Genomic DNA, 19,916 nt, shown 5'->3' on the forward strand with positions numbered 1-19,916 from the left:
GGGGTGCCGCCGGGGCGACGGCACGACAGGCCCTAGTTGCGCCAGGTGTCGGTCAGGGTGACCTTGCCGCTCGCGGGGACGGTGGCGGTGCGGTTGGCGCCGCTCTCCCAGGTGACGTTCCCGTTCGCGTCCTTGCGGATGTACTTGTACGCGAAGCTCGTGCCGGCGGGCAGCGTGACGTCGAGCTTCCACACCGGGTAGCCGGACGGGTCGAGCTTGAGGGCGCTGCCGGTGCTCCAGTTGCCGAGTGCGGCCTGGTCGCCGGTGACGTAGATGTTCTGGCCGACCACGGTGGTGGCGTTGACCTGGAACGAGGCGCCGGCCTGGCCGGCCGGCGGCGGGGTGGTGCCGGAGCAGGTGCGGGCGCCGGCGTGCAGGGCGAGCGCGGTGCCGGGGGCCAGGGTGGCGGTGAACCGGCCGGCCGAGTCGACGGTGACGGGGTTGCCGCTCTGCACGTCGCAGTAGGCGCCGCCGGGCAGCGAGGTCTGGAAGGTGCGGGTCAGCGCGGAGCCCTCGTGGTTGAGGGCGACGTACGCCTTGTCGCCGCGGCCGAAGGCGATCTGGTCGGCGCCGTTGTCCCACCAGTTCACGACGCCCTGACCGCGGGCCGTGTTCCGGAAGGCCACCATCGAGGAGATCTCGCGCCAGGCGTGCTGGCACTTCCACCCGTCGGTGTAGCAGGCGTTGACCTGGCCCGCGTTCGGCGGGCCGGCGTCCTTGTCGGTCCACTCGTAGCCGGAGTGGACGTCCGGGGAGCCGTAGGGCCAGGCCAGCATGAAGACGGAGGCCAGGGTGTAGGCGCTACCGTCCTTGTAGTTGAGGGTGTCGCCGCCGCGCTCGGTGTCGTGGTTGTCGACGAAGACCCCGGCCTGGCCGCCGGGCATGTGGCCCCAGGCCTCGCCGAAGTTCTTGAGGTAGGCGAGGTTCTCGTTCCGGAACACCCGCTGGAGGTCGCGGGCGTAGCGGAACTCCTGGACGTCGCCGGTGCCGAGGTACTCGCTCGGGGAGACGGCCTCGCCGGCGCCGAAGATCGCCTCCTGCTTCCAGTAGACGTTCGGGCTGGTCAGGCGCGACTTGATGTTCGCGAGGTCGGTGGCCGGCATGTGCTTGACGGCGTCCACGCGCAGGCCGTCGACGCCGAGCGACAGCAGGTCGTTGAGGTACGCGGCGATCCGGGCGCGGACGTACTCCTCGCCGGTGTCGAGGTCGGCGAGCTGGACCAGCTCGCAGTTCTGGACGTTGCCGCGGTCCTGGTAGTTGGAGATTGTGGCCCGGCAGTCGTCCATGTCGGCGCCGGAGTAGGTGCCGGGGTAGTTGTACTTGGAGTACGCGGAGCCGCCGGTGCCGACGCCGGAGCCGTCCTGGCCGGCCATGTGGTTGATCACCGAGTCGACGACGACCTTGACGCCGGCCGCGTGGCAGGTGTCGATCATGTTCTTGAAGGCGGTGCGGTCGCCCAGCCGGCCGGCGATCTTGTAGCTGACGGGCTGGTACGAGGTCCACCACTGCTCGCCCTGGACGTGCTCCTGGGGCGGGGAGACCTGGACGTAGCCGTAGCCGGCCGGGCCGAGGGTGTCGGTGCAGGCCTTGGCGACCGAGGTGAACTTCCACTCGAACAGGACGGCGGTGACGTCCTTCGCCCCGGGCGGGGCGGCGGCGGCCTGCGGCGCCTGGACCGCGAGGGCGGCACCGGCGAGGGCGAGCGCGGAGGCGGTTGCGGTGGCCCTGGCTCGGGCTCCGGAGCCGGCTCGGGCTCTGTGGGGGCGTGCGGGCATGGGGTCCTCCTGGCGGGAGAGGGGGCCTCGTGCGGCAACGCGCCGTGCCCGTAAGGCCTGCTGCATTGAAAGTTGACTGAAACTTCTTGCGGTCGCGACCGTACGAGGCGGGTGCGTTGGCGTCAACCCCTTGGACATGGCTTCGACATCCTGTCGAAACCGTGCGGGTTTCTGGCCGCAACTCCTTACGCAAGAGATTGCACGGATGTTACGTTCGCCCCACCCGCGGGGCGGCGGGGCGGGGGCGCCCACCAGCGCCCCACGCGCCCGCCCCCCGCCCCGCGGGCCTGTCGGGGCTCCGCCCCGCACCCCGCTCCTCAATCGCCGGAGGGGCTGGATTTGCCCCGCCCGGCCGGCGACCCGGGCCGGCCCGCCGGCGTTCGAGGCGGACGGGCCGAATCCCAGCCCCGCCGGCGTTCGAGACCCCGCGGGGCGAAATCCAGCCTCGCCGGCGTTTGAGGCGCGGGTCCGGGCGGAGCCCGGGGGGCGGCGCAGCCGGACCTGTCTTGGGGCTCCGCCCCAAACCCCGCTCCTCAAACGCCGGAGGGGCTGAATTTGCCCCCGCCCGGTGGGCAGCCGGCCCAGGAGGGGCTGGAAATGCCCCGCCCCGTGGGCGCGCGGCCCAGGAGGGGCTGGGAATGCCCCGCCCGGTGGGCGCGCGGCCCGGGAGGGGCCGGGACGGCGGGCCCGGTGGAGGGCGGGAAGGGCTCGTTACGGGATGCGCGGTGCCTGGGCGGTTGAGCCGCGGACGACGAGCTCCGGCTGGAAGACGAACTCCGTGCGTTCCACCGGGTTGCCTCCGACCGCTTCCAGCAGCGCCCCCACCGCCGCCGTGGCCATCGCCCGGACCGGCTGGCGGACCGTGGTCAGCGGCGGGTCCGTGAACGGGATCAGCGGAGAGTCGTCGAAACCGACGACCGAGACGTCCTCGGGGACCCGCAGCCCCCGCTCACGGGCCGCCCGGATCACCCCCAGCGCCATCGGGTCGCTGCCGCACACGATCCCCGTACAGCCCCGGTCCAGCAGCGCCCCGCCCGCCGCATGGCCGCCCTCGACCGTGAACAGGGTCCGCTGGATGACCTGTTCGCAGTCGTCCGCGAAGCCCAGTGCGGCCAGCGCCGCCCGGAAGCCCTCCTCCTTGCGGCGCGAGGGCACGTACCGGGTGGGCCCGATGGCCAGCCCGATCCGCTCGTGGCCCAGCTCGGCCAGGTGCCGTACGGCCATCCCGGCCGCGGCCCGGTCGTCCGGGGACACGAACGGCGCGCTGACGTGCTCGTTGTAGCCGTTGATCAGGACGAACGGCACCCCGCGCGCCGCCAGCCGCAGGTAGCGGGCCGGATCGGCGCTGGCGTCCGCGTGCAGACCGGACAGGAACACGATGCCGGTGACCCCGCGCTCCTCCAGCTGCTCCACCAGCTCGTCCTCGGTGGCACCGCCGGGCGTCTGCGTGCACAGCACCGGCGTGTAGCCGTGGCCGGCCAGGGCCTGCTCGATGACCTGCGCGAACGCCGGGAAGATCGGGTTGGTCAGCTCCGGGATCAGCAGCCCGACCAGGCCGTTGCTCTTGCGGCGCAGCCGCACCGGACGCTCGTACCCGAGGACGTCCAGCGCGGCCAGCACCTTGTGCCGGGTCGCGGCGGCCACGCCGGCCTTGCCGTTGAGGACGCGACTGACCGTCGCCTCGCTGACCCGGGCCTGCTCGGCGATGTCCGCGAGCCGCGGGGCGGCCGGATCGGCGCCCCGCGGCAGGGGGACCGTCACACCGCCCACCAGGCGGCGCTGTCGGCGGGCAGCTCCGCGTCCGGCCCGTCGGTGGCGGGCTCGGCGCTGGCGAGCAGCAGCCGGCCGGGCAGCGGCAGCCGCACCGGCGCCCCGGTGGTGTTCACCGTGCACACGAACGCACTGCCGTCGGCGGCGGTACGGCGGAACGCAAGGACGCCCGCGGGCGACGGCAGCCAGTCGACGCTCTCGCCCGCGCCGAGCGCCGGGTGGGAGCGGCGCACTGCGAGCGCGCTGCGGTACAGCTCCAGCATGGAGGCCGGGTCGCCGGTCTGCGCCTCGACGCTCAGGCCCGCCCAGGCGTCGGGCTGCGGCAGCCAGCTGGGGCCGCCGGCCACGGGACCGAAGCCGTACGGGGCCTCGGTGCCGGACCACGGGATCGGCACCCGGCAGCCGTCGCGGAACCCGTCCTGGCCGGCGGCGCGGAAGAACGACGGGTCCTGGCGCACCTCGTCCGGCAGGTCGGTGACGTCCGGCAGGCCGAGCTCCTCGCCCTGGTAGACGTACGCCGACCCGGGCAGCGCCAGCATCAGCACGGTGGCCGCGCGGGCGCGGCGCAGGCCCAGCTCGCGGTCGCCCGGCTCGCGCAGCTGGGTACCGAGGCCGGGCGGGTTGGCGAAGCGGGTGGCGTGCCGGGTGACGTCGTGGTTGGACAGCACCCAGGTGGTGGGGGCGCCGACGGGACGCATCGCGGCGAGCGAGCCGTCGATGACCTCGCGCAGTGCGGCCGCGTCCCAGTCGGTGGTCAGGTACTGGAAGTTGAAGGCCTGGTGCATCTCGTCGGGGCGCACGTACAGGGCGGTGCGCTCGACGGTCGGGGTCCAGGCCTCGGCGACGAGGATGCGGTCGCCCTCGTACTCGTCGAGGATCCGCCGCCAGGCGCGGTAGACCTCGTGCACGGCGTCCTGGTCGAAGAACGGCATGACGTCGTTGCCGAGCAGCTTGAGCTGGTCCTTGGCGCCGAGGTCGGGCAGGCCGGGGGCCTTGACCAGGCCGTGGGCGACGTCGACGCGGAAGCCGTCGGCTCCGAGGTCCAGCCAGAACCGCAGGATGGAGCGGAACTCGTCCTGGACGGCCGGGTGCTCCCAGTTGAAGTCGGGCTGCTCGGGCGCGAAGAGGTGCAGGTACCACTCCCCGTCCTCGACGCGGGTCCAGGCGGGCCCGCCGAAGATGGACTCCCAGTCGTTGGGGGGCAGTTCGCCGTTCTCGCCCTTGCCGGGGCGGAAGTGGAAGCGCTCGCGCAGCCGGGAGCCGGCGCCCTCCCGCAGCGCCTGCTTGAACCAGTCGTGCTGGTCGGAGCAGTGGTTGGGGACGAGGTCGACGATGATGCGCAGGCCCAGCCCGTGGGCCTCGCGGATCAGCGCGTCGGCGTCGTGCAGGGTGCCGAACATCGGGTCGATGGCCCGGTAGTCGGCGACGTCGTAGCCGGCGTCGGCCTGCGGGGAGGCGTAGAAGGGGCTCAGCCAGACGGCGTCGACGCCGAGCTCCTTCAGGTAGGGCAGCCGGCTGCGGATGCCCTCGAGGTCCCCCATACCGTCACCGTTGCTGTCGGCGAAGCTGCGCGGATAGACCTGGTAGATCACCGCGTCTCTCCACCAGCCCGTGTGCGTGCCGGTGGTGCCGGTGGTCGGGGCGGCCGGAGCAGCGAGGTGCTGGGTCATGTCGTCCTTGTGAAGAGAGGTGGTCGGGTGGGACCGGCGGGCGCCGGGTGGTCAGCCCTTGGTGGCGCCCGCGGTCATGCCGGCGACGAGGTGCCGCTGGGCGAAGAGGAAGAACGCGGCCGCAGGGATCGCGATGAGGACGGATGCGGCCGTCATCGGACCCCAGTTGGCGGTGTACTGCGTGACGAAGGTCTGCAGGCCGCCGGCGAGCGTGAGGTTCTCGTCGCCGACCATGAAGGCGGAGGCGTACGCGACCTCGCCCCAGGCGGTGATGAACGAGTAGAAGGCGGTGACCGCCAGGCCCGGCTTGGCCAGGGGCAGGATCAGCCGCCAGAAGGTGCCGAACGGGTTGAGCCCGTCGACCCGGCCGGATTCGTCGATCTCCACCGGGATGGTGTCGAAGAAGCCCTTCATCATCCAGGCGCAGAACGGCACGGCGATGGTGAGGTACGTGATGATCAGGCCGACCGGCTGGTTGAGCAGGCCGAGCTGGCCCATCAGGTTGTAGAGCGGCACGATCAGGATGGCCATGGGGAACATCTGCGTGACGAGCAGGGTCCACATCAGGGGGCGCATGCCGGGGAACCTGAACCGGCTGACGGCGTAGCCGGTGGTGGCGGCGATGAAGACGCCGAGCACGGTGGTGACGGCGGCGACCATCACCGAGTTGCCGAACCAGGTGAAGAAGGAGGTCTCCTCCACCAGGTAGCGGTAGTTGTCGAAGGTGGGGTCCTTGACGAAGTCCGTGCTGATTGCGTCCTTGGCGGGCTTGAGCGAGGTCAGCAGGACCCACAGCACCGGGAAGACGGCGACGACGGACGCGACGACGAGCGTCCCGTGCAGGCCGATGGAGGCGAGCGGGCCGCGCTCGCCGCGCTTGCGTACGGAGCCGGCCATGGTCACCACACCTCTCCCTGCTTGCGGAGCGAGCGCTTGTAGACGAGCGCGAAGATCATGAGGAGGGCGAGGATCAGTACGCCCCAGGTCGCGGAGCCGGCGAAGTCGCGCGGGGATTCGACGAACGCCTCGCGGAAGGCCTGGGTCACCAGGATCTCGGTGGCGTCGCCCGGGCCGCCCCGGGTGAGCAGGAAGATCACCGGGAACATGTTGAACGTCCAGATGGTGGAGAGCAGGATCACGGTCATGCTCACCGTGCGCAGGCCGGGCAGGGTGATGTGCCGGAAGCGCTGCCAGGCGCTCGCGCCGTCCATCTCGGCGGCCTCGTACAGCTCGCCGGGGATGGACTGGAGGCCGCCGAGGAGGGCGACCATCATGAAGGGGACGCCGAGCCAGACGTTGACCGTGATGACGGACAGCTTGGCCCAGGTCGGGTCGTCGAGCCACGGGACCGCGGCGATGCCGCCGCCTTCGAGGACCTTGTTGAGGATGCCGTTGTCGCGGTTGAACAGGAACCGCCAGGCGAAGACGGAGACGAAGCCGGGGACGGCCCACGGCAGGATCAGGGCCATCCGGTAGAAGGAGCGGCCCCGGAAGCTCCGGTTGAGCATGTTGGCGAGGACGAGGCCCAGCGTGAAGGTGACGGACACGCAGGCGACGGTCCAGGTGACGGTCCACACCAGCCGCTGCAGGAACACCGGGTCGGCGAGCACGGCCGTGTAGTTGTCGAGACCGACGAACTCGTACGTGGCCGGGATCTCGTTGACGCCGATGGTGCGGGCGACGTTGCGCTCGTTGGCGTCGGTCAGCGACAGGTAGATGCCGCGGACCAGCGGCCAGCCGATGATCACGCCGAGCACCAGCACGACGGGGGCCACCATGGCCCACGCGTACCAGTGCTTCGAGATCACCTGGCCGAGGCCGGGCCTGTTCCTGCCGGACGAGCCTTCGGTCCTGCTGCCGGTCCTGCGGCTCCGGCCGCGGGCGAGGTCGTCCTCGCCCGCGGCCTTCGCCACCGACTGGCTGGTGTGAGCAGCCATGGTCGTGTTACTTCCAGCCCTTGAGGATCTTGCGGAACTCGGCGCCGGCGGCCTTGGCCGCGTCCTCCGGGCTCGACGCACCGGTCACGGCCTTCGTGTACTGGACCTGGAGCGGGGCGAACAGGCTGCCGTTCTCCGGGATCCAGGCGCGCTCGACGGCCTTGTCGACGGCCGGCTTGAAGAACTGGACCATCTCGTTGTTCTTCACCTCCGGCAGGTCGTACGCGGCGGTGCGGGTCGGCAGCAGGCTGAGCTCCTTGGCGGACTGGGCCTGCACCTCCTGCGAGGTCATGTAGTCGACGAAGGCGTGCGCGGCGTCGCGGTTCTTGGAACCGGCGTAGACGGCGAGGTCGTGGCCGCCCTGCGGGGCGCCCTGGCCGGCGGAACCGGCCGGGACCGCGGCGATGCCGAGGTTGGACTTGTCCTTGAACTGGTCGCCGGCGTAGGCGTCGGCGACGGCCCACGGGCCGTTGATCATCATGGCGACCTTGCCGGACTTGAAGGCCGTCTGCATGTTGTTCCAGCCGTCGGTCGCATTGGTGATCGCGGCGCCGGAGGTGACCAGGTCACGGGCGGCCTTGAAGGCCTTGACGCCGGCCGGGCCGTCGACGGTGACCGTCTTGTTCTTCGCGTCGACCAGGTCGCCGCCCTCGCCGTAGATGAGGGGCAGGAACCAGTACGAGTCGTCGCCGCGCAGGTAGAGGCCGGTCTTGCCGGTCTTCTTCTTGATGGCCTCGGCGGCGGTCTTCAGCTCGGCGAGGGACTTGGGGGCCTCGACGCCGGCGTCCTTGAGGATCTTCTTGTTGTAGAAGAGGCCCATGGTGTCGATGACCTGCGGGACCGCGTAGGTGGTGCCCTCGAACTTGCCGGAGGCGGCGGCCTGCGGCAGGAACTCGCTGTCGACCTTCTTCGCGGTCTCGGCGGGGACCCTGTCCAGGTAGCCGAGGGAGGCGAAGTCGGCGACCCAGCCGACGTCGGCGCGGATCACGTCGGGGGCGTCGGCGCCGCTGCTGAAGGCGTTCTTGACCTTGTTCTGGGCGTCGCCGTACGGGACGTTGACGTACTTGACGGTGACCTTGGGGTGCTTCGCGGTGAAGGCCTTGGCGATCTTCTCGAAGGTGGCCTTCTCGGCGTCGTTCGCGGTGTCCCACCACGTCACGGTGCCGGAGAGCTCGCCGCCCGCCTTCTTGTCACCGCTGTCGCCGTCCTTGTCGCCGCCGCAGGCCGTCGCCGCGAGCGCCAGGGCCGCGACCAGCGCGGTGGCCGCTATGCCACGCCGCATGTGAACTCCTTCAGTGATCCCGTCCGCCCCGTCGCGGTCCCGAGTTGCAGGGAACGTAACAAGGCTGAAAGCCGACCGAAAGGCCTTGCGGCAAATTTCTGCAAGCAGCGGGGATCGTTACATCCGTGTGTCCATACGGTTGCCGCAGCTTGCTGTTTGTTCGACGGCCGCACCCCGCAACCGGGCGGCACTCCGCGGCGTTGACCCCGATATGACCCACGAGCTGACCGATGTGCGCCTTGCAAGTCCTTCCAGCAACGCGACGGGCCGACCGGCCGGCTGGTGGCGCGACGCCGTGATCTACCAGGTGTACGTGCGGTCCTTCGCGGACGGCGACGGGGACGGGGTGGGAGACCTGCGCGGGGTCCGCGAGCGGCTGCCGCACCTGGCCCGGCTCGGCGTGGACGCGGTGTGGCTGACCCCCTTCTACGTGTCGCCGCAGGCCGACGGCGGCTACGACGTGGCCGACTACCGGGCTGTCGACCCGCTCTTCGGTGACCTGGCCGACGCCGCGGGGCTGGTCGCCGCGGCGCACGGGCTGGGCCTGCGGGTGATCGTGGACGTGGTCCCGAACCACACCTCCGACCGGCACCCGTGGTTCCTGGCCGCGCGGGCCGGCCGCCCCGGCTGCCCGGACCGGGCCCGCTACCACTTCCGCCCCGGGCGCGGGGCGGACGGGGCGCTGCCGCCCAACGACTGGGAGTCGGTGTTCGGCGGCCCGGCCTGGACCCGGCTGCCGGACGGGGAGTGGTACCTGCACCTGTTCGCGCCGGAGCAGCCGGACCTGAACTGGGCGCACCCGGAGGTCCCCGAGGAGTTCGCGGACATCCTGCGGTTCTGGCTGGACCTGGGGGTGGACGGGTTCCGGGTGGACGTGGCGCACGGCATGGTCAAGCCGCCCGGGCTGCCGGACGTGGGCGCGGCCGAGCAGGCCACGCTGATCGGCTCGCAGCCGCTGCCGTTCTTCGACCAGGACGGGGTGCACGAGATCCACCGGTCGTGGCGGCGGCTGCTGGACTCGTACGGCGGCGAGCGGATCGGGGTGGCGGAGGCCTGGGCGCCGACCTCGGAGCGGCTGGCCCGGTACGTGCGGCCGGACGAGCTGCACCAGGCGTTCAACTTCCGGTTCCTGAACTGCCCGTGGGACGCGGCGCGGATGCGCGAGGTGATCGACGAGTCGCTGGCCGCGACCACCGCGGTGGGCGCCCCCACCACGTGGGTGCTGTCCAACCACGACGTGGTCCGCCACCGCACCCGGTACGGCTCCGGCCCGCAGGGCCTGTGCCGGGCCCGGGCCGCGGCCCTGCTGATGCTGGCCCTGCCGGGTTCGGCGTACCTGTACCAGGGCGAGGAGCTGGGGCTTCCCGAGGTGACCGACCTGCCGGACGCGCTCCGGCAGGATCCGGCGTTCCGGCGCGGGGGCGGACGGGGGGCCGCGGGCGGCGGCCGTACCGATGCGCCGAGCGAGGCAGCCGGGCAGGAGGGGCTGCGGGACGGCTGCCGGGTGCCGATCCCGTGGGACGGGGCGCGGGCGCCGTACGGGTTCGGGTCCGCGGGGGCCTGGCTGCCGCAGCCGGCGGGCTGGGCCGGGCTGACGGTGGCGGCGCAGACCGGCGATCCGCACTCGACGCTGGAGCTGTACCGGGCGGCGCTGGAGCTGCGGCGGGTGCTGCCGGGGCTGGGCGCCGGGGACGGGGTGGAGTGGCTGCCGGCGCCGGCGGGGGTGCTGGCCTTCGCCCGGCCCGGTTTCGTCTGCACCGTCAACACCCTGGGGCGTCCGGTGGAGCTGCCGGTGCCCGGGCGGCCGGTGCTGTCCTCCGGACCGGTCGGACCGGAGGGGCCCATGGTGCAGATTCCCGCTGATTCCTGCACGTGGTGGGCAATCTGACATGCGACCGGTACAGTCCAATCCCATGACCGCGAGGCTTGCCGACATCGCAGCCCAGGCGGGGGTCAGCGAAGCCACAGTCAGCCGCGTGCTCAACGGCAAGCCCGGTGTGGCCGCGGCCACCCGTGAATCCGTGCTGGCCGCACTCGACGTGCTCGGGTACGAGCGTCCGGTCCGGCTGCGCCAGCGCAGCGCCGGCCTGGTCGGCCTGATAACCCCCGAGCTGGACAACCCCATCTTCCCGGCGCTCGCCCAGGTCATCGGCCAGGCGCTGACCCGCCAGGGCTACACGCCGGTGCTCGCGACCCAGACGCCGGGCGGCTCCACCGAGGACGAGCTGACCGAGATGCTGGTGGACCGCGGGGTCTCCGGGATCATCTTCGTCTCGGGGCTGCACGCGGACACCACCGCCGACATGACGCGCTACGACCAACTGCGCGGCCAGGGCGTTCCCTTCGTCCTCATCAACGGCTTCTCCCCCAAGGTGCAGGCGCCGTTCGTCTCCCCCGACGACCGGGCCGCGATGCAGCTGGCGGTCACCCACCTGACCGCCCTCGGCCACACCCGGATCGGCCTCGCCGTCGGCCCCAAGAGGTACGTGCCCGTCCTGCGCAAGATCGAGGGCTTCCGGCTCGCGATGCAGGAGCGGCTGGGCCTGGCCGAGGACGCCGTGGAGGAGCTGATCCAGCACTCGCTGTACACGCTGGAGGGCGGGCAGGCCGCGGCGGCCGCGCTGATCGGGCGCGGGTGCACGGCCGTGGTGTGCGCGAGCGACATGATGGCCCTGGGTGCGATCCGGGCGGCCCGGCAGCAGGGGCTGCGGGTGCCGCAGGACGTCTCGGTCGTCGGGTTCGACGACTCCCCGCTGATAGCGTTCACGGACCCGCCGCTGACCACCGTCCGGCAGCCCGTGCAGGCCATGGGGCAGGCGGCCGTCCGCACGCTGCTGGAGGAGATCGGGGGCACCCCGGCCCCGCACAGCGAGTTCGTCTTCCACCCCGAGCTGGTGGTCCGCGGCTCCACGGCCTCCGGGCCGGGCCGGGTCTGATCCGGCCCGTACCGTGCAGCGCCGGGCCGTGCGGAAGGGCGTCGTCCGCAGGTCTGAGGAGCTGCGGGGAAGACCGTCCCGAGGGATGATCGGGGCAGGAACGGCATCTGGCAGACTCTCTCCTCATGGGTGAAGCGAGCGTGAAGACACTGGCAACCCGGACGGACCAGTCGTCACCCCCCGTGACCGACGACCGCCCGGCGGGCCGTCGCGCCCTGCTGACCGGACTGCGGACCCCGCGCCGGCCCCGGCTCTGGTTCGAGATCCTGCTGATCGCGATCAGTTACTGGACGTACTCGCTGATCCGCAACGCGGTGCCGGAGCAGAAGGCCGAGGCGCTGCGGAACGCGGACTGGATCTGGCGGGCGGAGCACACGCTCGGCATCGCGGTCGAGAAGACGGTGAACCACGCCGTGGACTCGGTGACGTGGCTGATCGTGGGCATGAACTACTACTACGCCACGCTGCACTTCATCGTGACGATCGGCGTGCTGGTGTGGCTGTACCGCAGCCATCCCGGGCGGTACGCGGCGACCCGGCTGGTGCTGTTCGCGACCACCGCGGTGGCGCTGGTGGGGTACTACTTCTACCCGCTCGCGCCGCCCCGGCTGATGACCGGTGAGAACTTCATCGACACGGTGCTGGTCCACCAGACGTGGGGGTCCATGGCCTCCGGGGACCTCAAGAACATGTCGAACCAGTACGCGGCGATGCCGTCCATGCACATCGGGTGGTCGCTGTGGTGCGGCCTGACGATCTTTGCGCTGGCGTCGGCCCCCTGGGCGCGGATCCTGGGGCTCCTGTACCCCGCCGCCACGCTCGTCGTCATCGTCGCCACCGCCAACCACTTCTGGCTGGACGCCGTGGGGGGCCTGCTCTGCCTGGCGTTCGGCTACGCGGTCTCGTACGCCTGGTACGGGGCCACGGCCCGCGGTCTTCCCCGGTACCCCGATCGCCCCGACGCCCCCTCCGCCACCGCCACCCTCCTCAACCGCCTCCGAGGCACCACCACCTGACCCCGGGGGCTCCGCCGCAATTTCCAGCCCGTCCGGCGTTTGAGGACCGGGTTCTGGGGCGGAGCCCCGATCTTCCGGCCCGTCCGGCGTTTGAGGACCGGGGTCTGGGGCGGAGCCCCAGTTCGGGAAGGGGCGGGGAGGGGAAAAAGCCCCGCAGGGTCCGGGGTTTCGGGGGCTCCACCCCCGGGCCCCCGCGCCTCAAACGCCGGCGAGGCTGGATTTGCCCGGCGGAGCCGGAGGGTGCGCCCGGCAGCAAGGCCGGATCGGCCCGGCCGGAGCGGCGACGCCGGCTACGCGTCGTAGAAGAGGGCTTCCACCACCCCCCGCGCCCGCCGCGTCGCCCGCCGGTAGTCGTCCAGCATTTCACCGACCCGCCCCTCGCCATAGCCCAGGTAGCGCCCGACGGCAGCCAGCTCCCGCGCCTCGGAGGGGAAGGTGTCCCCGGCCCGCCCCCGCACCAGCATGACCGCGTTCCGCACCCGCGTGGCCAGCACCCACGCCTCGTCCAGCGTCTGCGCCTCCTCCGTCGGCAGCAGCCCCGCCGCGTGCGCCGCGGCCAGCGCCTCCCGCGTCCGCGTGGTCCGCAGCCCCGGCTCCGCCCACCCGTGCCGCATCTGCAGCAGCTGCACGGTCCACTCGACGTCGCTCAGGCCACCCCGCCCGAGCTTGGTGTGCAGCGTCGGGTCCGCCCCGCGCGGCAGCCGCTCCGACTCCATCCGGGCCTTCAGCCGCCGGATCTCGCGGACCGGCTCCTCCCCCAGTCCCTCCGCCGGATACCGCAGCGGATCGATCAGCTCGACGAACCGCCGCCCCAGCTCCTCGTCCCCCGCCACGGGCGCGGCCCGCAGCAGCGCCTGGCTCTCCCAGACCAGTGACCACCGCCGGTAGTAGGCCGCGTACGAGCCCAGCGTCCGCACCAGCGGCCCGCTGCGCCCCTCTGGCCGCAGGTCGGCGTCGATCAGCAGCGGCGGATCCGCGGTCGGCAGCTGGAGCAGCCGCCGCATCTCCGAGATGACGGCCTGCGCGGCCTTCGCCGCCTCCTGCTCGTCCACGCCCTCGCGCGGCTCGTGGACGAAGAGCACGTCCGCGTCCGACCCGTACGACAGCTCCCCGCCGCCGAACCGCCCCATGCCGATCACCGCGAACCGCGTCGGCAGGGTGTCGCCCCACTGCGCCCGCACCGCGGCCCGGAGCGCTCCGGCCAGGGTGGCCGCGGTCAGGTCGGTGACGGCGGTGCCGACCTGGTCCACGAGCGCCCCGTGGTCCTCCTCGACCGGCCGGTCCTCGGTCCCGTACGAGGCGATGATGTCGGCCGCGCAGGTCCGGAACAGCTCCCGCCGCCGCACCCCGCGGGCCGCCGCCACGCCCGCCTCGGCGGTGTAGGCCCGCCCGACCGCGGCCAGCACCTCCTGTTCGAGCGCCTCCCGGCCGCGCGGCCGCAGACCCTCCTGGTCGCCGAGGAGCGCCACCGCCTCGGGCGCCCGCATCAGCAGGTCGGGGGCGAGCCGCCCGGCGGACAGCACCCGCGCCAGGTTCTCGGCCGCGGCCCCCTCGTCCCGCAGCAGCCGCAGGTACCACGGCGTCTTGCCGAGCGCGTCGGACACCTTGCGGAAGTTCAGCAGCCCGGCGTCCGGGTCGGCGGAGTCGGCGAACCAGCCGAGCAGGACGGGCAGCAGCGTGCGCTGGATCGCCGCCTTGCGGGTGACCCCGGAGGCCAGCGCCTCCAGGTGGCGCAGCGCCGACGCGGGGTCGGCGTACCCGAGCGCTTCGAGGCGCTGGCCGGCGGCCCGCGGGCTGAGCCGGGTCTCGCCGGGCGCGAGCTGGGCGACGGCGTCCAGCAGCGGCCGGTAGAACAGCTTCTCGTGCAGCCGCCGGACCACGGACGCGTGCCGCCGCCAGGCCTTGTTCAGCTCGGCGACCGGCTCGGTGCGCAGCCCCAGGGAGCGGCCGAGGCGCCGCAGGTCGGCCTCGTCCTCGGGGACGAGGTGGGTGCGGCGCAGCCGGTACAGCTGGATGCTGTGCTCCATCGCCCGCAGGAACCGGTACGCGTCCCCCAGCTGCGCCGCGTCGGCCCGCCCGACGTAGCCGCCCGCGGCCAGGGCGTGCAGGGCGTCGAGGGTGGTGCCGGAGTGCAGGGTGGCGTCGCTGCGGCCGTGCACGAGCTGGAGCAACTGGACGGCGAACTCGACGTCGCGCAGGCCGCCGGGGCCGAGCTTGAGCTCGCGGTCGACCTGGGCGGCGGGGATGTTGTCGACGACCCGGCGGCGCATCTTCTGCACGTCGGCGACGAAGTTCTCGCGTTCCGCGGCCTGCCACACGAGGGGCGTTATGGCGTCGACGTAGGCGGCGCCCAGCTCCTCGTCGCCGGCGACGGCGCGGGCCTTGAGGAGGGCCTGGAACTCCCAGGTCTTGGCCCAGCGCTGGTAGTAGGCGAGGTGCGAGGAGAGGGTGCGGACCAGCGGGCCGTTGCGGCCCTCGGGGCGCAGGTTGGCGTCCACCGGCCAGATGGTGCCCTCGACGGTGGTGTCGGAGCAGATCCGCATCAGGTGGGAGGCGAGCCTGGTGGCGGCCTGCAGGGCCTTGGCCTCGTCGGCTCCGGGGACGGCCTCCGCCACGAAGATCACGTCGACGTCGGAGACGTAGTTCAGCTCGTGGCCGCCGCACTTGCCCATCGCGATGACGGCCAGCCGGCACTGCGCGGCGTCGCCCGGGTCGGCGCTGCTGGCGATCCGCAGGGCGGCCCGCAGGGTGGCGGTGGCGAGGTCGGCCAGCTCGGCGGCGGTCTGCGCGACGTCGGTGGTGCCGCAGACGTCGCGGGCGGCGATGGCCAGCAGGCAGCGCCGGTAGGCGACGCGCAGGGACACCGGGTCGTGGGCCTCGGCGAGGCCCTGCTCGAACTCGGCGATGCCGGGGTGCAGGTCGGACGACTCGTACGTGACCAGGGCCTGCCAGTCCTGCGGGTGGCGGGCCAGGTGGTCGGCGAGCGCCTCGGAGGCGCCGAGCACCCCGAGCAGCCGGTCGCGCAGCGGCTTGGCGGCGGCCAGGGTGGACAGCAGCGCGGTCCGGCCCTCGTCGTCCTGCGTCTCGGCCAGCCGTACCAGCCCGCGCAGCGCGAGGTCCGGATCGGCGGTGGCACCGAGCGCGTCGAGGAACACCGGGTCGCTCCGCACGGCGGCCAGCTCCGGCAGATCCAGCAGCCGTCCCGCCGCGGACGGGTCGGTGAACCCGTGCCGCAGCAGCCGGATGAACGTACTGCTCCTGCGCCCCGGAACCGTCATCCCGCCGCCTCCCGTTCCGTGCACCACGCAACCACCGCACCCGACTCCGGCCTCCGAGCCTATCCGGTGCCCGCCCGGCCGCCCGGAAACGGCCCGGGCCGGCGGCCTGTGACCGCCGGCCCGGTTGCCGTCCGCCGCCCTACAGGACCGGCAGGTTCTTCCGCAGTTCGAAGGCGGTGACCTCGGAGCGGTACTCCTCCCACTCCTGCTTCTTGTTGCGGAGGAACTGAGCCGCCCCCCTTGGGGACCTGGGAGAACGGCGCCGGCCCAGCCCGCACAGACATGGCACCGGTCGTCATTGGTCGTCGTTGGCCACCCTGGGCCGCCTTCCGACGGCCCACACACGGCCCGGCGCGGAGCCCGGCACCTTGGTGGCGTCGTCTCTATGCCGCCCTGCCGTTCCAATCGTCCAGATGATCACGAGCGATGTCGAGAAATCTGGCCAGAGAGTCGGCCGCAAACGCCAAAGCCGTCTGCACCTCAGCATGCCGGATGATCGGCCTGTCACTCATGATCGTGATTGGCATGTCCGGGTTGTCGACAGGCATGAGGCTGCTTGCCGTGAGGTTCATGTACTCACCGAGGGAAGTAACCACGTCCCTGCACCTGGCCAGAACGCCGTCCGCTGCCTCCGCCACGACTCTGGGGCCAGCGATTCGCACACGAACGGCCGCATCACCCATCGTCTCGACCAAGGCCAGCAGATCCGCTTGCGTCGGCAACGGACCTCGATCATCGGATCCAAATTCGAGGTTGTAAACCCGAACAGCATTCGACATGTCCTGGGCTCCGCTGATCACCCCACGCACCGCCGTTGCGAAGCCAGTACAGGCATCCAGCCTCGTCTCACGGACCGCCTTACCGTATGCGTCAGCACCGGTTTGCGCTGCGGCCCCGATTGCGCCTTGCCTGGCGAACCTGGCCGCCAGCAATGTTCCGACGGCACCAGCGGCAGCACCTACGACCGCCGCCGCTGCCGCGATCACCACGGCGCCCGTGCTCTCGATGGCCAAGTACGAGTAGGACATGCACTACATGGTCTGCGACGCTGCATGTGAAGTTCAGGGGAATGGTGCAACTCCAGCGCATCTGGCCGGCGCGGCCTCTCGGACGGTTCGCGAGACCTGGAGCGGAAGCAACGTTCCGCCCCAGCCCCGTTGGGCCTTGCCATCGCCCAGATGGGAAGTGGCTTGGGTGACCGCTTCCGAGCCGTCCGCCCTCCAGCGGGTGGTGCTACACCCTGTTGCCAGAGTGGTTACAGGCGTAGTTTCGAGCCATGATGAATCAGGCCATCGAGATGGGCGACGCAGCAACCTGGGGCGCCACCCTCACGGCGAGCGCCGCCTTGTTGCTCAGCCTCTGGCAATTTTGGGCCCAGAAGATGGAGCAAGCGCGGAGAGACGAGGTGGATAGCCAAGCGGCTGCGGTAGCGAACCGGCAGGCTGAAGCAGCAGAGCGGCGCGCCCTCGCCGTTGAGCAAAGCCTCCAGCAGCTCTTGGCGAGTTTGGCTTCTGCTCGTGACCCACTTGAGCAGGATGAGCTGGAAACGGCTGAACGAGCAGCATCGTCCGCCGAAGCAGTCAGTTGGCGCCTCGCTCGAAGCAAGAACACCTTCGTCTTGCGCAACGAAGGCAACGTAACAGCGACCGGGGTCCGTGTCGGCCTAGGCGACCACCCGGCCGGCCTGACTCGCCGGGTTCCTGAGGATGCCGTTGTTCGCCCTAATGAATCCGTTGAATTCCTGGTAATTGGCGCGTGGGGCCAGCCCGTTCCACGCGAATTCCAGATCTACCGGGACGGCCAGGAGGAGCCAGAAATCCTCGCAGTTCCCTCAACATAGCCGCGGTTCCATGCATTGCCTAACTCCGCAACGGAACATCAATTACACGCAGATTCGCCAATTGCGCTGCCTGCTTCACGCTGGCAGAACGCGACTGCTGCGTCGTCTCCGGCCTTGTAGCGTGGCCACCGCTTCCCGTAAGGGTCAGTCGACTCCACCTCCCTGACCGTGCGAATCAGCGACGCGGGGCCGTCCGTGCGCAGTTGCTTCAGCAGGGCTGCCCACGTGGCCATCTGGTACTCCGTGACGAGCCGCGAAACGCCATCAGACATGACGGCCGCCGACCGCACCTCCCTCGCATCCACTGTTCCGGCCAAGGCATGGAACGCCGCGTCCGGCGCAGAGGCCGCGACCCAGTAGCCCTGCGGTGTGTTCCGGATTTCGCGCTGGGCCGCTACAAGCCTGGCCACACTCGCTCGATGCTCCGGCGTCCCTGTCTGGAAGCGCTCCGTCTCGGCGCGGAGATCTTGACAGACGTCGTCTACACGCAAATCCGTCAGCACCCTGATGCCGGTGTCCCCTTCCAAGACCACGGGCGAATCCGCAAGAACGAGGTGATCAAAGTGGCCGGGCCGCTCACGAAGAATGGCCACCGTTGCGGACGGGGTTCCAGGGTTCTTCAAGTCACACTCGGGATGGAGTTTCGACACGCGGTCAAGCGCATCGGCTAGCCCATCGGTCAGCAACCGATCATGCTCCGCCAGCGCTGCGACAAGGTGGCCGCCCAATTGGGCGACGTACCAGGGGACACCGTGTCGACAGCCTGTATCGAGGCCAGCCGTGCTGAGCCCGTCGAGCACGATGGCGAGTGTTGAGGTACCAGCCACCCAGTCCTCGTTGGGGGCGGCACCGCCGGGTTCGGTCGCAACACTGACGTACACGTCATGCCTCGTGTCGGTAGATCGGAGTAACGCGCTTGCTCTCGATGACCTCAAGCGTCTTGGGGTCGTACCGGCAGGAGATCAACGTCGAAAACCGGCGGGTGCGGACGTCTCGGTAAAGATCCGCAAGGTTGTTTTCGAGGTAGTGCACGACCCCGTTCGCGCCGATCGCGTGGATGCCCGCGGCGTAGATGAACGTTCCCTTGCCGTCCAGCCGCGGAAGGCGCGCCAGGTATCCGACGTCGGCCGCTGATCCGTCCTCGTCCATCGGGGACCGGTAGACCTCCTGCGTCTTCAGGTCTACCAGGTGCCACGCGTGGTCCTTCTGGAACCGCAGGTTGTCATCGCCTTCAAGCACCTGGGCGATGATCGGGGACAGCCGCGGCCCACACACCACGACGTGGTTGTCCCGGTTGAGGTTCACGATCCCCGTAGGCGGGATGACCTCGTACTGCGAATCCAGCTTCAGCGCGCCCATCAACTTCCTGAGGTGGTCGAAGTTGGCGAGGTCTTCGCGTGCGATGACCTCCCCCATCTCCTCCGGAGACTTTCCTGCTTCGTACTTGCCGCCGAGCGACACGGTCACGAGGTCCGTGCCGAAGAAGGCGCGCTCAGGCGGCGGACCCTGGCTGGCCAACTGGCCGACCCGCCCGCGGCTGACTCCGAGGTGAGCGGCGATCTCGGACTGAGACATGCCGCCGGCCGCTGCCTCCTCGATCGCCTCGCGCCGGATGCGGGCTAGTTCGGTGACTCGGCCCGAGTAGTCCGCCATCAACGTGCTCGCCGCCTTGGCGCGCTCCACGGGGACCGCAACCTGGGCCACTTGCTGCATCTCTTCGTGCACCCTCAACCTCCGCGCTTAGGGGGTCTAGCAACCATATCGCGAGGGGGGCTTGACGGCTACGCCGGGACTGCCTACCTTGGCTATCAGGTCAGCGCATAGACCCCCTAAGCAGCGAATGCTTGGGAGGGCTAAGCGGCTCCTGACCTGCACAAACCTGCTCCGACTGTGTCCCCGTGCCCTCGCGTACGGGAGCCCTTGGGTTTCCACGGCCAGTCGGGAGCGCCTGTCTCTTGAGAACTGAACAGTTGTGGTCACCGCCTCCTTTAGCTGAAAAGGCGGTCGGCGCGGCTCAGGTCCGCGCACTCACCCTTCCGCCGCCCCTGCCGGGGGTTGCGGCCGGTTGCCTCCTCTGCCCGTCCGGTGCCTTCGGCGCTGCACGGGCGGGGTCGAGGGGAGCCGGGTGGTTCCAACGGCGTGAGGCCCCGGAGCGGCAACTCCGGGACCTCGTTCGGGCCGTTCCTCTGAGAAGGGAGCACGACCCAATGAATCCCATCGCTGCACTTCAGAGCGGTGTTACCCACCTGCCGGTGGACATGGAGCCGTCGGATGCGGAGCTGGACACGATCAAGGAGGAGGCGCCGCTGATCGAGGCGGAGTTGGACCTGCTTGGTCTGGAGATCGCGGTGCTGGACCGGGTGCCGTCGGAGCTGGACGCTCAGCGGATCCGGCGGGCGCAGAACCGGGTGT

The 19,916-nt window shown here is 71.1% G+C and carries 15 protein-coding genes and 1 pseudogene; 5 read left to right on the top strand and 11 right to left on the bottom strand.

Going from position 1 to position 19,916, the window contains the following annotated elements; all coding sequences use genetic code 11:
• Window positions 1–32: 32 nt before the first annotated feature.
• The 6 genes from LG634_RS31410 to LG634_RS31435 form a co-directional block, all read right to left on the bottom strand.
• The gene (locus LG634_RS31410; RefSeq protein WP_226738831.1) at window positions 33–1,775 is read right to left on the bottom strand and encodes a carbohydrate-binding module family 20 domain-containing protein; all 1,743 of its coding nucleotides are present in this window, start codon (window positions 1,773–1,775) and stop codon (window positions 33–35) included.
• Window positions 1,776–2,486: 711 nt separating this feature from the next.
• Complete coding sequence (locus LG634_RS31415) at window positions 2,487–3,545, bottom strand: LacI family DNA-binding transcriptional regulator (RefSeq protein ID WP_226738833.1); 1,059 nt, start codon at window positions 3,543–3,545, stop codon at window positions 2,487–2,489.
• The gene (locus LG634_RS31420; RefSeq protein ID WP_226738835.1) at window positions 3,533–5,215 is read right to left on the bottom strand and encodes a glycoside hydrolase family 13 protein; all 1,683 of its coding nucleotides are present in this window, start codon (window positions 5,213–5,215) and stop codon (window positions 3,533–3,535) included. Before LG634_RS31420 ends, LG634_RS31415 begins: the two co-directional genes overlap by 13 nt.
• Before the next feature lie 51 nt (window positions 5,216–5,266).
• Window positions 5,267–6,112: a sugar ABC transporter permease gene (locus tag LG634_RS31425; protein ID WP_226738837.1), complete on the bottom strand. Its 846-nt coding sequence runs from the start codon at window positions 6,110–6,112 to the stop codon at window positions 5,267–5,269.
• A gap of 2 nt (window positions 6,113–6,114) precedes the next feature.
• Window positions 6,115–7,152 (bottom strand): carbohydrate ABC transporter permease, encoded by a 1,038-nt coding sequence (locus tag LG634_RS31430; protein WP_226738839.1) that lies wholly within the window; start codon window positions 7,150–7,152, stop codon window positions 6,115–6,117.
• Window positions 7,153–7,159: 7 nt separating this feature from the next.
• Window positions 7,160–8,434 carry an extracellular solute-binding protein gene (locus LG634_RS31435; protein ID WP_226738841.1) on the bottom strand — a complete coding sequence of 425 codons (1,275 nt, stop codon included), beginning with the start codon at window positions 8,432–8,434 and terminating at the stop codon, window positions 7,160–7,162.
• Window positions 8,435–8,645: 211 nt separating this feature from the next.
• Between LG634_RS31435 and LG634_RS31440 the strand changes: the two genes are divergently transcribed.
• The 3 genes from LG634_RS31440 to LG634_RS31450 all read left to right on the top strand — a co-directional run bounded on the left by LG634_RS31440 (window position 8,646) and on the right by LG634_RS31450 (window position 12,386).
• Complete coding sequence (locus tag LG634_RS31440) at window positions 8,646–10,322, top strand: glycoside hydrolase family 13 protein (protein ID WP_226738842.1); 1,677 nt, start codon at window positions 8,646–8,648, stop codon at window positions 10,320–10,322.
• A 25-nt stretch (window positions 10,323–10,347) separates the two neighbouring features.
• On the top strand, window positions 10,348–11,370 hold the full coding sequence (locus LG634_RS31445) for a LacI family DNA-binding transcriptional regulator (RefSeq protein WP_226738844.1): 1,023 nt from the start codon (window positions 10,348–10,350) through the stop codon (window positions 11,368–11,370).
• A 125-nt stretch (window positions 11,371–11,495) separates the two neighbouring features.
• The gene (locus LG634_RS31450; protein ID WP_226738846.1) at window positions 11,496–12,386 is read left to right on the top strand and encodes a phosphatase PAP2 family protein; all 891 of its coding nucleotides are present in this window, start codon (window positions 11,496–11,498) and stop codon (window positions 12,384–12,386) included.
• A gap of 290 nt (window positions 12,387–12,676) precedes the next feature.
• On the opposite strand, the gene LG634_RS31455 is transcribed toward LG634_RS31450, so the two are convergent.
• The 3 genes and pseudogenes from LG634_RS31455 to LG634_RS31465 all read right to left on the bottom strand — a co-directional run bounded on the left by LG634_RS31455 (window position 12,677) and on the right by LG634_RS31465 (window position 16,692).
• Window positions 12,677–15,664, bottom strand: a complete 2,988-nt coding sequence (locus LG634_RS31455; protein WP_226738848.1) for a bifunctional [glutamine synthetase] adenylyltransferase/[glutamine synthetase]-adenylyl-L-tyrosine phosphorylase — start codon at window positions 15,662–15,664, stop codon at window positions 12,677–12,679.
• Between the two features lie 139 nt (window positions 15,665–15,803).
• Window positions 15,804–15,890, bottom strand: a pseudogene (locus LG634_RS31460) (glutamine synthetase); the annotation flags it as partial.
• Between the two features lie 157 nt (window positions 15,891–16,047).
• Window positions 16,048–16,692: a hypothetical protein gene (locus LG634_RS31465; RefSeq protein WP_226738849.1), complete on the bottom strand. Its 645-nt coding sequence runs from the start codon at window positions 16,690–16,692 to the stop codon at window positions 16,048–16,050.
• Window positions 16,693–16,940: 248 nt separating this feature from the next.
• On the opposite strand from LG634_RS31465, the gene LG634_RS31470 reads away from it, so the two are divergent.
• On the top strand, window positions 16,941–17,504 hold the full coding sequence (locus LG634_RS31470) for a hypothetical protein (RefSeq protein ID WP_226738851.1): 564 nt from the start codon (window positions 16,941–16,943) through the stop codon (window positions 17,502–17,504).
• A 38-nt stretch (window positions 17,505–17,542) separates the two neighbouring features.
• Here the strand turns inward: LG634_RS31470 and LG634_RS31475 are convergent, their stop codons facing one another.
• Window positions 17,543–18,385, bottom strand: coding sequence for a protein phosphatase 2C domain-containing protein (locus LG634_RS31475; protein WP_226738853.1), 843 nt, complete (start codon window positions 18,383–18,385; stop codon window positions 17,543–17,545).
• A gap of 1 nt (window position 18,386) precedes the next feature.
• Window positions 18,387–19,229 (bottom strand): helix-turn-helix domain-containing protein, encoded by an 843-nt coding sequence (locus LG634_RS31480; protein ID WP_226738855.1) that lies wholly within the window; start codon window positions 19,227–19,229, stop codon window positions 18,387–18,389.
• A gap of 482 nt (window positions 19,230–19,711) precedes the next feature.
• Here LG634_RS31480 and LG634_RS31485 point away from each other — a divergent pair.
• Window positions 19,712–19,916, top strand: a 205-nt coding sequence (locus LG634_RS31485) for a DUF6284 family protein (protein ID WP_226738857.1), incomplete at its 3' end; no start/stop codon positions are given.

Origin of the sequence: Streptomyces bambusae (genome assembly GCF_020532645.1) — a bacterium.
Lineage (GTDB): Bacteria > Actinomycetota > Actinomycetes > Streptomycetales > Streptomycetaceae > Streptomyces > Streptomyces bambusae.